The following is a 12972-nucleotide window of genomic DNA, read 5'->3' as shown; positions in this document are numbered from 1 at the left end:
AGGCCATGGAATGGAATTGAGCAATGCGGTGCTGGCCGCGGCCCTGGGGGCCGCGCTGATGAATGCGGGATGGAACAGCGCCATCAAGCTGGGCGGCGACAAGATGGTCGCCATGGCGCTGACCACGGGGCTGGCCAGCCTGTGGTCGCTGCTGGTGCTGCCCTGGCTGGACTGGCGCGCGGCGGGGTTGTGGGACGCATCGGTGTGGTGGTGGCTGGCGGCCTCGGTGGCCGTGCACACCGTCTACCACTTCGTGCTGCCGCGCGCCTACCAGCATGGAGAGTTCGGCGTGGTCTATCCGGTGGCACGCGGCAGTGCGCCGCTGTTCGTGACGCTGGGCGCGGCGCTGCTGGCCGGTGAGTGGCCGGGCGCGACCGGGCTGGCCGGCGTGCTGTGCCTGTCGCTGGGCGTGCTGGCGCTGTCGGTGCGCAGCGGCGCGGCCAGCGGTTATGGCGGCAGCGGCTATGCGCTGGCCACTGGCGCCATGATTGCCTGCTACACGGTCATCGACGGGCTGGGTGCGCGCGCATCCGGCTCCGCGCTGCTCTATGCGGCCCTGCTCACGCTGGGCGATGGCCTGGCCACGGTGCTGATCGTCGCCTGGCGGCGCGGCCCCGCCGTGCTGCGTGCCGATGCACGCACCTGGCGCCTGTGCGCCCTGGCCGCCGCCATGCAGCTGAGTGCCAGCTGGATGGCGACCTGGGCGCTGTCGCAGGCGCCCATGGGGCTGGTGTCTGCGCTGCGTGAAAGCAGCGTGCTGTTTGCGGGCTGGATTGCCGCCTGGCTGATGCGCGAGCGCCTGGGCCGCGTGCGCATGCTGGCCTCGGCCCTGGTCTTCGGCGGCATCGTGCTGGTGCGCTGGGGCGGTTGAGCCGCCCGGCGCCAACGTCCGCTGCGTGCTCAGCCGTGGCTGATGCGCGTGCCCAGGAGCGTCAGGAACTGGGCGATCCAGGCCGGGTGTGCGGGCCAGGCGGGGGCGCTGACCAGGTTGCCTTCGGTATGCGCCTGGTCCACGCCGATGTCGGCGTAGGTGCCGCCGGCCAGCTCGACCTCGGCACGGCAGGCCGGGTAGGCCGAGCAGGTGCGGCCCTTGAGCACGCCGGCTCCGGCCAGCAGCTGGGCGCCATGGCAGACGGCGGCCACAGGCTTGTTGTTGTCGAAGAAGTGGCGCACGGCGGCGCGCACGGCGTCGTAGTTGCGCAGGTACTCGGGGCCGCGTCCACCGGGGATCACCAGGGCGTCGTACTGCTCGGGCTTGATGTCGGCAAAGCTGGCGTTGAGCGTGAAGTTGTGGCCGGGCTTTTCGCTATAGGTCTGCGCGCCCTCGAAATCATGGATGGCCGTCTTGATGTGTTCCCCGGCCTTCTTGTCGGGGCAGACCGCATGCACCGTGTGCCCCACGGCCTGCAGGGCCTGGAAGGGGACCATGGTTTCGTAGTCCTCGCAGTAGTCGCCACAGATCATCAGAATCTTCTTGCCAGCCATGTGCTTGCTCCTTCAGAAAAAGTCAGAGGAAGCGAACATTGTGGCAGCGTCGGTGACGCAGGCATGACCGGCTGCAAAAACGCAGGCCCGCAACAAAAAAGAGAGCCGAAGCTCTCTTTTGCGGAAGGCGCGCGGGGCCGGGCTACGGCGGGCCGTCAGGCCGTCAGGCGCTGCAGGGCTTCGCGGTACTTGGCGGCCGTCTTCTCGGTCACTTCCTGGGGCAGGCGCGGGGCCGGGGCCTTCTTGTCCCAGGGCTTGCCGTTGACCTGGGCCTGCTCCAGCCAGTCGCGCACGAACTGCTTGTCATAGCTGGGCGGGTTCTCGCCATTGGCCAGGGCCTGGGCATAGCCCTCCACGGGCCAGTAGCGCGAGCTGTCGGGCGTGAGGACTTCGTCCATCAGCACGAGTTCGCCGTTCTCGTCCAGGCCGAATTCGAACTTGGTGTCGGCAATGATCATGCCCTTTTCGAGGGCGATGGCCGCAGCTTCCTTGTAGATGCGGATGGCCGTATCGCGGATCTGGGAGGCCAGCTTCTCGCCGACCATCTCCACCGTGCGCTCGTAGGTGATGTTCTCGTCATGGTCGCCCATCTCGGCCTTGGCGGCCGGGGTGTAGATGGGCTCGGGCAGCTTGGCGGCGTTGGTCAGGCCTTCGGGCAGGGGCACGCCGCAGACCGAGCGCGATTCCTGGTATTCCTTCCAGCCGCTGCCGGCCAGGTAGCCGCGCACCACGGCCTCGATCAGGACGGGCTTGAGGCGCTTGACCAGCATGGAGCGGCCCGTGACCTGGGGCACTTCGGCGGGCGTGACCACGGACTCGGGCGCTTCGCCGGTCAGGTGGTTGGGGCAGATGTGGCCGAGCTTGTCGAACCAGAACAGCGCCATTTGCGTCAGCAGCTCGCCCTTGCCGGGGATGGGCTCGCCCATGATCACGTCGAAGGCCGACAGGCGGTCCGAGGCCACCATCAGGATGCGGTCATCACCCACGGCATAGTTGTCGCGCACCTTGCCGCGCGCGAGCAGCGGCAGCGAGGCAATGTTGGAAGTGTGCAGGGCGGAGGGGCGGGACTGGGTGGTCATGTGAGGCAAGGGGCAATCTGGCAAAGAGGCTGCAGCGGCCGGATGGCTGCAAGCGGCACGCGCAGGAGCGCGATTCTAACCAACGGCGCCTCACGGTGACGGGCGGCCCTTGGCAAGCCCCACCCCAGGGGCGCAGCCTGGCAAACCCGCCGATTGTGCGCCCAATTGCATGGCGCGCAAAACCCGCCTCCAAGGCCCTGCACCGTCCTGCGCTATCGGCTTGCAGCGTTGCTTTTGGGCAGACCCCGGCGCATAGTGGATTCGCAAGCAAACGAATGCGCATTCCGGCCTGCAAGCACCTGTCCCTGCGGATCGTCTCCCGGTGGACCGGGCTGTTTTCATCCAGAGCAAGGAGTGTTTAGATATGAATCTGACGATTAGTGGGCATCACCTGGAGGTCACTCCCTCGCTGCGCAGTTACGTCATGGCCAAGCTCGAACGCATTCTTCGACACTTTGACCAGGTGGTGGATGTAAAGGTCTTGCTGACCGTTCATAACCAAAAGGAGAAGGAAAAGCGCCAACGTGCCGGTTGCACGCTGCGCGTCAAGGGCCAGGATCTTTTTGTCGAGACCTCTCACTTCGATCTCTACGCCGCCGTCGATGCGCTGGCTGACAAGCTGGACCGCGTGGTGGTGCGCTACAAGACCCGCCAGCAGGGCAGCCGCTATGGTTCGGCCAAGCGACTCGATGATGCTGGGCTGACCTTGGCGTCAGTCGGGTGACAGGTAAGGCGCCAGCCCTGTGCGGGCGCTTACAATACCTGCGCTTATGTGGCTGATGAGCCACGCACGACCACCGCCCTTCGGGGCGGTTTTTGATGGGGGTCAGGGTTTCCCCACGGTTTCCGGCACTGCGGTGCATAATTGTTTCCCGAACCATGAACCGTCTTGCCTCCATCCTGCCCGCCGCTCAAGTGCTCGTGAGCGTCGACGTCACCAGCAAAAAGCGCGCTTTCGAAGAAGCAGGTCTGCTCTTCGAGAGCCTGCATGGCCTGTCCCGCGCACTCATCACCGACAGCCTGTTTGCACGCGAACGCCTGGGCTCGACGGGGCTCGGCCACGGCGTGGCCATTCCCCATGGGCGCATCAAGGGCCTGACCGCTCCCATGGCGGCCGTGTTCCAACTGGACAATCCCATTGGTTTCGATGCCCCCGATGAGCAGCCCGTGGGCCTGCTGATCTTTCTGCTGGTGCCCGAAGCGGCCACCCAGAAGCATCTGGAAATCCTGTCCGAAATCGCCGAGCTTCTCAGCGACAGCCAGCTGCGCGAGCGCCTGAAGTCCTGCGCCGATGCGGCCCGGCTGCATGGAATGATTGCCGGCTGGCAGTCCTCCGCTGCGCCCCTGGTCTAGTCTTCCAGACTTTTTCCTTCCCTTTTTCACGGGCCTTGCCATGAGACCCAGTGCCATCAGCGCCGATGTCCTGTTCGAGGAGTTCCGCTCCAGCCTGCGCTGGGAGTGGGTGGCGGGCCTGGGAGCCTCGGAGCGCCGTTTCGACGAGATGGCCGTGCGCTCGGCGCGCTCCGGCGCGGACCTCGTCGGCTACCTGAACTACATCCATCCCTACCGGTTGCAGGTGCTGGGCGAGCGCGAGATCGCCTATCTGAGCAATGCCACGCCGCAGGACTGCCAGCGCCGCGTGGCACGCATCGTCACGCTGGAGCCGCCCGTGCTGGTGCTGGCCGACGGGCAGACGGCGCCCGAGGCGCTGCTGTCCATGTGCGAGCGCGCCCACATTCCCATGTTCTCCACGCGCGAGCAGTCGGCCTTCGTGATCGATGTGCTGCGCGCCTACCTGGCCAAGCATTTCGCCGACCGCACCACCATGCACGGCGTGTTCATGGACATCCTGGGCATGGGTGTGCTGATCACGGGCGAGTCGGGCCTGGGCAAGAGCGAGCTGGGACTGGAACTGGTGACGCGCGGCAACGGCCTGGTGGCCGATGACGCGGTGGACCTGTACCGCATCAACCAGACCACGATCGAGGGCAAGTGCCCCGAGCTGCTGCAGAACCTGCTGGAGGTGCGCGGCATCGGGCTGCTGGACATCCGCGCCATCTTTGGCGAGACGGCCGTGCGCCGCAAGATGCGCCTCAAGCTCATCGTGCACCTGGTGCGCAAGGAAACCATGGAGCGCGAGTACGAGCGCCTGCCGGCCGAGCCGCTGACGCAGGATGTGCTCGGCGTGCCCGTGCGCAAGGTGGTGATCCAGGTGGTGGCGGGCCGCAACATCGCCGTGCTGGTCGAGGCCGCCGTGCGCAATGCCATCTTGCAGCTGCGCGGCATCGACACCTACCAGGAATTCGTGCAGCGCCACCGCCGCGCCATGGAGCGCGGCGACACCTTCTAGCGACCTCTGGCGTCGCCGAGGCCGGGCCGCCTGTTGCCTGGCCCCCACTGTTTTCAACGCGATTGTTTGCTGGCCGTGCGCCCATGTTTGCGCGCGGTGCGTTGTTGCTGCTTTCTTAATAAGAATAATTCTCATTTTCTATAATTCGGACAGATGCCGTATCCGGCCTGTGTCCGAGTGTGCCCGAGTGGCTCCGGGCTGGATGCGGCGCATTTCCTTCCGTCTCGAAAGCCCTCCCGGATGTCTTCCCGTACCCGCATCGGCCTGCCGCGCACAGGCTCCGTCAGCCCCTTCACCCCTGTTTGCACCCCTGTTTGCACGCTCCACCGCCTGGGCACCATCGCCCGTGTCTGCGCCATGGTGACTGCCGCGGCGCTGCCTGCGGGCGCCTGGGCTGCTGACGCCGAGCTGGGCGAGGTCACGGTGCGCGGCACCACCGATCCCCAGACCCTTCCCACGGTGGCCCCGGGCGGCCAGGTGGCCAAGGGTGCGGGCCTGGGCGTGCTGGGCCAGCGCGATGTGATGGACACGCCGTTCAACATCACTTCCTACACGGCCGAAGGCATTGCCAACCAGAACGCGGCCACGCTGATGTCGGTGCTGGAAAACGATCCTTCGGTGCGCTTCACCACCAACACCGGCCATGCCTACGAGAACTTCACCATCCGCGGCCTGGGGGTGAATGCCTCGGAGCTGGGCTTCAACGGCCTGTATGGCCTGGCGCCCGACGGCCATGTGCCCGTCGAGATGATCGAGCGCGTGGAGGTGCTCAAGGGCCCCGGTGCGCTGATGAGCGGCATGACGCCCGGCGGCGCCGTGGGCGGCACCATCAACCTGGTGACCAAGCGCCCGCTGGCCCAGGATCTCACGCGCGTGACCACCATGTTCAGCAGCGGCTCGCAGCTGGGCCTGCAGGCCGATGTCTCGCGCCGCTTCGGCCCCGAGCGCCGCCTGGGCATACGCGTCAACGGCAGCACCTCGAGCGGCGACACCGAGATCGACGGCCAGAACCGCCGCCATGGCCTGGGCGCGCTGGCGCTGGACTACCAGGGCGACGGATTCACGCTCGGCCTGGATGCCTACAGCTACCGCTCCACCATCCGAGACGGCAGCCCGATGATGGTCAGCATGCAGAACCTCAAGCAGGTCATCGCGGCGCCCGACGCCACGACCAACCTGTTCCCCGGCATACAGGCCAAGCAGCAAAGCGATGCGCTGATGCTGCGCGGCTCGGTGGACCTGGGCGCGGACTGGACGCTGTTCGGCTCTGCAGGCACGGCGCAGCATGCCTACGACGGCATGCTCAACGGCACGCGCGTGGTGCTGCGCGCCCAGGGCGACGGCTCGGCCGTGGGCCAGACCTACAACCAGTACGGCTATACCGACAGCACCGCGGCCGAGTTCGGCGTGCGCGGGCGCCTGCGCACGGGCGGCGTGAACCACCTGCTGGTGGCCTCCCTGAACTGGATGAACCAGAAGGGCGGGCGCGCGGCCGTGGCCACCAGCGCCAGCTACATCACCAACATCTACAACCCCGCGCCCATCACGCTGGCCGGCCCCTACGGCGCCATCAAGCAGGAGCGCGACGACGTGCTCAGCAGCCTGGCCCTGGCCGACACGCTGAGCTGGGGCGGCGATGCCGTGCAACTGACCGTGGGCGCACGCCTGCAGCGCGTGAACCAGAAGATGGCGGGCTACAACGAGCAGGCCGTCTCGCCCGCGCTGGGCCTGGTGGTCAAGCCCTGGGGCGATGCGGTCTCGCTGTATGCCAACCATGTGCAGGGCCTGAGCGCGGGCTCCATCGTCGGCGCCACCTATGCCAATGCCGGAGAAGTGTTCGCGCCCTACAAGACCAAGCAGTTCGAGATCGGCGCCAAGTGGCGCATGGGTGATTTCACGCAGACGGTCTCGCTGTTCCAGATCGAGCGGCCCTCGTCCGTGGTGGAGACCGCGACCAACCGCCTGCTGATGGATGGCGAGCAGCGCAACCGGGGCCTGGAGTGGAATGTCTTCGGCGAGCCGCTGCGCGGCACGCGCGTGCTGGGCGGCCTGGCCTACACCCAGGCCATCCAGAGCAAGACCCAGGGCGGCGCGCGCGATGGCTTCGGCGTCTACGGCGTGCCGCGCTGGACGGCCAACCTGGGCGGCGAATGGGACGTGCCCGCGCTGCCGGGCGCCACGCTCACCGGCCGGCTGATCTATACGGGCGCGCAATGGGTGAATTCGGCCAACACGCTGAAGATGCCCAGCTGGACCCGCGTGGACGTGGGCGCGCGCTATGCCACCCGCATCGCGGCCAAACCCGTCACCTTCCGCGCCACGGTAGAGAACCTGTTCGACAAGTCCTACTGGGCCGGCAGCTTCAACGACAACTTCGCCACCACGGGCGGCCCGCGCACGGTGCGTGTCTCGGCCACGGTGGACTTCTGACGCCATGGCGCAAGCTGCACGACAAGGCCTGTGCGTGGCCGCCTCGCTGCTGTGCCTGCTGGGCGCAGCCGTCCATGCCGGTGAAGACATGACGGCAGCCGCATCGCGGCAGGCCCTGGCCGCACGGCCGGGCACGCTGGCGCCGGGCCAGGCGGCCACAGGGGTCCTGGCTGCCGGTGGGCGCGAGTCCTGGCGCGTCGATCTGCCCGCCGGCCACGTGGTCCAGGGTGAATTCGAAGGGCAGGGCGTGGCCCTGGACCTGGAGGATGCCCAGGGCCGGCACCTGCGCCGCCTGGCGCGGCCCGATGGCGGTGCGCAGTCGCTGATGTGGGTCACGGAGGGGGCCGGCAGGCAAAGGCTGGTGGCGCGCCACATCGCAACGGACGCGCTGATGGCCGGCGAGGTGAAATCCGCAGCCGGCCGCTTTGCGCTGCGGTTGACCTCCAGTCTTGCGCCGTTGGGCGCCAAGGCTGTGCAGGCCCCGGAGCGGCCTGCGCTGGAAAGCCCACGCCTGCAGGCCCTGGCCCAGGCTATCCAGCGCGGCGCGGGTTCGGGCGTGGCGGCAGACGCCTTCTGGCGGCGCGTGCAGGAGGAGGGCACGCCGATGGTGGAGCCGCTGCCCGGCGGCCAGTCCCTGGTCACCTTCCTGTGGCGTGGCCAGCCGCGCGCCGGCATGCAGGGGGTTCGCCTTTTCGGCAGCCCGGCCGGCAATCACGATCCCTTGCAGCACCTCGACGGCAGCGATGTCTGGTGGGCCAGCTTCCGCATGGCCGACAACGCGCGGCTCAGTTACCGCCTGGCGCCCGATGTGCCGCTGATCGCAGGCTCGGCCATGGAGCAGCGCCGCGCCCTGCTGGCCACGGCGCAGCGCGATCCGCTCAATCCCAAGGTGTTTCCGCAGCCCCCCGAGGGGGGCTTCATCGACGCCTTCCAGGGCGCCTCCGTGCTGGAGCTGCCCAAGGCCCCACCCCAGCCCTGGGTGGCGCCACGCGCGGGCGTGGCCCAGGGGGCGCTGGTGCAGCACCGCCTGTCCAGCCGCGTACTGGGCAACAGCCGCGATGTCTGGACCTACCGCCCGGCGGGCGGCCAGGCGCCCGAGGCGCTTCTGGTGCTGTTCGACGGCAACGCCTATGCGAAGCAGGTGTCCACGCCCACCCTCATCGACAACCTCATGGCCGACGGTCTGATCCCGCCCACGGCCGTGGTGCTGGTGGACAACGCCAGCCCGCAGGCGCGCGGCAGGGAGTTGCCGCCCAACACCGCCTTCGCGCGCTTTCTGGATGAGGAACTGATGCCCTGGGTGGGTGAACAGGGCCTGGGCCAGCCGGCGGCGCGCACGGTGATCGGTGGCTCCAGCTTTGGCGGCCTGGCCTCGGCCTATGCGGGTCTGGTCAATGCGCGCTGGTTTGGCAACGTGCTGAGCATGTCGGGATCGTTCTGGTGGTCGCCGGCCGGCGAGGTGCCGGGCTGGGTGCAGCGCCGCTATGCCCAGGAGCCACGCCAGCCCGTGCGCTTTTATCTGGATGCGGGCCGCTACGAGCGCGCACGCGGCGGGCAGGACGGCATCCTGGAAACCAACCGCCACCTGGCCGATGTGCTGCGCGCCAAGGGCTACGAGGTCACCCAGGCCGAGCACGAGACCAGCCATGACTACCTGCAGTGGCAGGGCTCGCTGGCCTGCGGCCTGGTGGCCCTGCTCAACCCTGGGCGCTTTGCCCAGGGCCTGCCGGCCTGCGAGCGCATGCCGGACGGCACGCCGGCACTTCCCTGATGCCGCAAAGGCCAATGTTTGAACTTCCTGGCAATACAGCAATCACTGTAAAGATGAACACCATGAATGCAAATCATTCCCGTCGTCGGATCCTGGCGAAGATGGGCCAGGGCCTGGGCGTGCTGGTCACGCTGCCGCTGGCGGCGCAGATGTCCCATGCCCAGACGGCAGCGGCTGGCAAGACCGTGACCGTGCCGCATGCCAAGGGCGAGATCCAGGTGCCCTTCAAGCCCGTGCGCGTGCTGGTGTTCGAGCTGGCGGCGCTGGACACGCTGCAGGCGCTGGGCGGCGAGGTGCGGGGAGTGCCCGAGTTCAAGATGCCGCCGCTGCTGGCCCGCTATGCCGATGCGAAATACGCACGCATCGGCAGCCTGTTCGAGCCTGACTACGAATCCATCAAGGCGCTGTCGCCCGACCTCATCATCGTTGGCGGCCGCTCCGAGGCCAAGTACAAGGAGCTGTCGCGCTTCGCCCCCGTGCTGGACCTCAGTGTCAGCGACCAGCACCAGATGGCGGACATCTACCGCAACATCCGCACGCTGGGCGCCGTCTACGGCCTGCAGGACAAGGCCGAGGCCGAGGTCCGGTCGGTGGAGCAGGCCATCACCGCACTGCATGGGAAGGCGCAGGACGCCGGCAAGGGGCTGGTGCTGCTGACCTCGGGCGGCAAGCTCAGTGCCTACGGTCCGGGCTCGCGCTTCGGCATGCTGCACGATGTGTTCGGCGTGAAGCCGGCCATCGACAACCTGACGGTGGCGCGCCATGGGCAGGTGGTCTCCTTCGAGTTCCTGCTCAAGACCAATCCCGACTGGCTGTTCGTCATCGACCGCGACGTGGCCATCGGCCAGGATGGCAAGACCGCCCAGCAACTGCTGGACAACCCGCTGGTGCGTGCCACCAAGGCCTGGCGCGGCAAGCAGGTGGTCTATCTGAATGCGGCCAACTGGTACACCCTGTCCAACGCCGGGCCGGGCGCGCTGAAGGCCAATATCCAGCAACTGTCGGATGCCTTTGCCCGCACATGACCTCAAAGCGTTGAGCCCGCCTGCCGCCACCGCGCACGCCGCGCCCATGTCACGCCCCTCTCGCCAGGCCCTTGCCTGGCTTTTCGCGCTGGGCCTGTTGCTGGCGCTGTCGCTGGCCAGCCTGATGGTGGGCGCGGGCGACATGCACTGGAGCGTGCTGTGGTCGCGCAGCGAGGACGACCTGGCCAGCCAGGTGCTGGTGTACAGCCGCGTGCCGCGCACGCTGGCCCTGGTGCTGGCCGGCGCATCAATGGCGGTCTGCGGACTGCTCATGCAGATGCTGGCGCGCAACCACTTCGTTGAGCCTTCCACCGTGGGCACGGTGGAGTCGGCCAGCTTGGGCATGCTGGCGGCGTTTGTCTGGGTGCCGCATTGGCCGGTGATGGCCAAGATGGGGATTTCGGCCGTGGCGGCACTGCTGGGCACGGCGCTGTTCCTGGCCGTGCTCTCGCGCATCCGGCTGCGCTCGTCGTGGATGGTGCCCCTGGTCGGCCTGGTGCTGGCCGGCGTGCTGGAGGCAGCCGCCAGCTTTCTGGCGCTGCAGTTCGACATGATGCAGGCGCTCAAGTCCTGGTCCAACGGCGATTTCTCGCTGGTGGTCCAAGGCCGCTACGAGTTGCTGTGGCTGTCGCTGGGCGTCACGGCCCTGGCCTGCCTGGCGGCCGACCGCTTCACCGTGGCGGGCCTGGGCGAGAGCTTTGCCACCAACCTGGGCCTGAACTACCGGCGCCTGGTCTGGCAGGGGCTGGTGGTGGTGGCCGTGGCTACTTCGGCCGTGGTGGTCACGGCCGGCAGCCTGCCCTTTGTGGGCTTGATCGTGCCCAACGTGGTGCGCCTGGTCCTGGGCGACAACGTGCGCCGCAGCGTGCTGTGGGTGGCGCTGATCGGCGCGGGCCTGACCGTGCTGTGCGACCTGGTCGGGCGGCTGCTGATCGCTCCCTATGAAATCCCCGTGGGCACCGTGCTGGGCGTGCTGGGCAGTGCCCTGTTCCTGGCGCTGATCCTGCGCCGCCGCAAGGACCGTGCATGAGCAGCCTGCCGCAATCCGTTGCTTCCGATGGGCCTGCAGCGCGCAGCTGGGGCCATGGCGCGCGCCTGGCGCTGCTGGGCGCGCTGGCCCTGCTGTGCCTGCTGGCCTTCATGACCGTGGGCGTCAAGACCGACTGGGCCTTCGTGCTGGAACACCGGGGCGCCAAGGTGCTGACCATGGCGCTGGTGGCCTGTGCCATCGGCCTGTCCACCGTGGTGTTCCAGACCGTGTCGCACAACACCATCCTCACGCCTTCCGTCATGGGGCTGGATGCGCTGTACCTGTTCGTGCAGGCATCCATGGTGCTGATGCTGGGCGCGGCGGGCGTGTCCGCCATGGGCGAGGTCGGGCGCTATGCGCTCAACATCGTGCTGATGATGGGCTTCAGCGTGTTGCTGATGCGCTGGCTGTTCGTGGGCCATGCCAGCAGCCTGCACCTGATGCTGCTGGTGGGCATGGTGGGCGGCATCTTCTTTCGCAGCCTGGCCGGGCTGGCCATGCGCGTGCTCGATCCCAATGAGTTCACGGCGCTGCAGGACCGCATGTTCGCCAACTTCAACGCGGTGAACCTGCAGCTGCTGCTGCCGTCGCTGCTGCTGATTGCCCTGGGCAGCGCCTGGATCTGGCGCCAGCGCCGCGTGCTGGACGTTATCTCGCTGGGGCGCGATGCCGCCGTCAGCCTGGGCCTGGACTACGAGGGCCGCGTGCTGCGGCTGCTCGCCGTGGTGGCCTGCATGGTGGCCGTGTCCACGGCCCTGGTCGGCCCGGTGATCTTCTTCGGCCTGCTGGTCAGCAACATGGCCTATCACGCCATGGGCACGCGCCGCCATGCCTGGGTGCTGCCTGCGGCCGCGCTCTGGGGCTGCGTGCTGCTCATGGGCGGGCAGGTGCTGCTGGAGCAGCTTTTTCAATTCAATACCGTGCTGAGCATCGTGGTGGAGTTCCTGGGTGGAATCGTCTTCATCGTGCTGCTCATGCGCAAGGGGACCCAATGATCGAGGTGCGTGATCTGCTCAAGCGCCATGGCGGCACGGCAGTGCTGCAGGAGCTCAATTTCGATGTGCCCGAGCGGGCGCTGACGGCCATCATCGGGCCCAACGGGGCGGGCAAGTCCACGCTGCTGTCCCTGGTCAGCCGCCTCATGCCCATCACGGCGGGCAAGGTGCGGGTGGCCGGCCTCGACGTGGCCACCACGCCCACCGAGGCGCTGGCGCGCATCATGGCCATCCTGCGCCAGGACAACCAGAGCGCGCTGCGCCTGACGGTGCGCGACCTGGTGGGCTTTGGCCGCTTTCCGCACAGCAAGGGCCGGCTGGGCCCCGAAGACCTGCGCCATGTGGACGAGGCGCTGGAGTACCTGCAGCTCACGCCGCTGGCCGAGCGCTTTCTCGACGAACTGTCAGGCGGCCAGCGCCAGCGCGCCTACATCGCCATGGTGCTGTGCCAGGACACGCCCTTCATCCTGCTGGACGAGCCGCTGAACAACCTGGACATGGCCCACGCCGTCAGCATGATGGGCTTGCTGCGCCGCGCCGTCACCGAGCGCGGCAAGACCGTGGTCATGGTGCTGCACGACATCAACTTCGCCTCCTGCTACGCCGACCACATCATCGCGCTCAAGGACGGCCGCCTGGCCGTGGCGGGCACGCCCGCCGAGGTGGTGCAGGACGAGGTCCTCAGCACCCTCTACGGCATCCCCGTCAGCGTGCACGAGGTCAAGGGCCGCAGGCTCTGCCATTACTTTGGTTGAACATGCGGCGTTTCGGGCTTGGCGCTTGAACCTGGCGCGGCCTGAGGCGAGG

12 protein-coding genes are annotated in these 12972 nt (G+C 67.9%); 10 read left to right on the top strand and 2 right to left on the bottom strand.

Features of this window, described 5'->3' with window-relative positions:
- The first annotated feature begins 10 nt into the window (after positions 1 to 10).
- A complete protein-coding gene (locus AC57B5_RS17010) occupies positions 11 to 871 on the top strand; it encodes a DMT family transporter (protein WP_012202929.1) in 861 nt (286 codons plus the stop codon).
- 29 nt (positions 872 to 900) lie between these two features.
- On the opposite strand, the gene AC57B5_RS17005 is transcribed toward AC57B5_RS17010, so the two are convergent.
- Positions 901 to 1485 (bottom strand): DJ-1/PfpI family protein, encoded by a 585-nt coding sequence (locus AC57B5_RS17005; RefSeq protein ID WP_012202930.1) that lies wholly within the window; start codon positions 1483 to 1485, stop codon positions 901 to 903.
- Between the two features lie 155 nt (positions 1486 to 1640).
- The gene (locus AC57B5_RS17000) at positions 1641 to 2564 is read right to left on the bottom strand and encodes a phosphoribosylaminoimidazolesuccinocarboxamide synthase (protein WP_012202931.1); all 924 of its coding nucleotides are present in this window, start codon (positions 2562 to 2564) and stop codon (positions 1641 to 1643) included.
- A 364-nt stretch (positions 2565 to 2928) separates the two neighbouring features.
- Here AC57B5_RS17000 and hpf point away from each other — a divergent pair, with 364 nt between their 5' ends.
- The 9 genes from hpf (at position 2929) to AC57B5_RS16955 (ending at position 12920) form a co-directional block, all read left to right on the top strand.
- Positions 2929 to 3288 carry a ribosome hibernation-promoting factor, HPF/YfiA family gene (gene hpf, locus AC57B5_RS16995; protein ID WP_012202932.1) on the top strand — a complete coding sequence of 120 codons (360 nt, stop codon included), beginning with the start codon at positions 2929 to 2931 and terminating at the stop codon, positions 3286 to 3288.
- A gap of 155 nt (positions 3289 to 3443) precedes the next feature.
- On the top strand, positions 3444 to 3917 hold the full coding sequence (locus tag AC57B5_RS16990) for a PTS sugar transporter subunit IIA (RefSeq protein ID WP_013804474.1): 474 nt from the start codon (positions 3444 to 3446) through the stop codon (positions 3915 to 3917).
- A 40-nt stretch (positions 3918 to 3957) separates the two neighbouring features.
- Positions 3958 to 4914: an HPr(Ser) kinase/phosphatase gene (gene hprK / locus AC57B5_RS16985; RefSeq protein ID WP_012202934.1), complete on the top strand. Its 957-nt coding sequence runs from the start codon at positions 3958 to 3960 to the stop codon at positions 4912 to 4914.
- 240 nt (positions 4915 to 5154) lie between these two features.
- On the top strand, positions 5155 to 7344 hold the full coding sequence (locus AC57B5_RS16980; protein ID WP_496399972.1) for a TonB-dependent receptor: 2190 nt from the start codon (positions 5155 to 5157) through the stop codon (positions 7342 to 7344).
- Between the two features lie 4 nt (positions 7345 to 7348).
- Entirely contained in the window at positions 7349 to 9115 is a 1767-nt protein-coding gene (locus tag AC57B5_RS16975; protein WP_496399971.1) for an enterochelin esterase domain-containing protein, read from the top strand.
- 14 nt (positions 9116 to 9129) lie between these two features.
- Positions 9130 to 10140 (top strand): siderophore ABC transporter substrate-binding protein, encoded by a 1011-nt coding sequence (locus AC57B5_RS16970; RefSeq protein WP_063327444.1) that lies wholly within the window; start codon positions 9130 to 9132, stop codon positions 10138 to 10140.
- Between the two features lie 46 nt (positions 10141 to 10186).
- Positions 10187 to 11170, top strand: a complete 984-nt coding sequence (locus tag AC57B5_RS16965; RefSeq protein ID WP_063328031.1) for an ABC transporter permease — start codon at positions 10187 to 10189, stop codon at positions 11168 to 11170.
- On the top strand, positions 11167 to 12165 hold the full coding sequence (locus tag AC57B5_RS16960) for an iron chelate uptake ABC transporter family permease subunit (RefSeq protein WP_496399970.1): 999 nt from the start codon (positions 11167 to 11169) through the stop codon (positions 12163 to 12165). Before AC57B5_RS16965 ends, AC57B5_RS16960 begins: the two co-directional genes overlap by 4 nt.
- Complete coding sequence (locus tag AC57B5_RS16955; protein ID WP_197953804.1) at positions 12162 to 12920, top strand: iron ABC transporter ATP-binding protein; 759 nt, start codon at positions 12162 to 12164, stop codon at positions 12918 to 12920. Before AC57B5_RS16960 ends, AC57B5_RS16955 begins: the two co-directional genes overlap by 4 nt.
- Positions 12921 to 12972 lie beyond the last annotated feature (52 nt).

The sequence above is a fragment of the Delftia sp. BGA-UO-ETr-SB1 genome (genome assembly GCF_059567865.1).
This window is presented reverse-complemented; position numbering and strand designations above follow the sequence as displayed.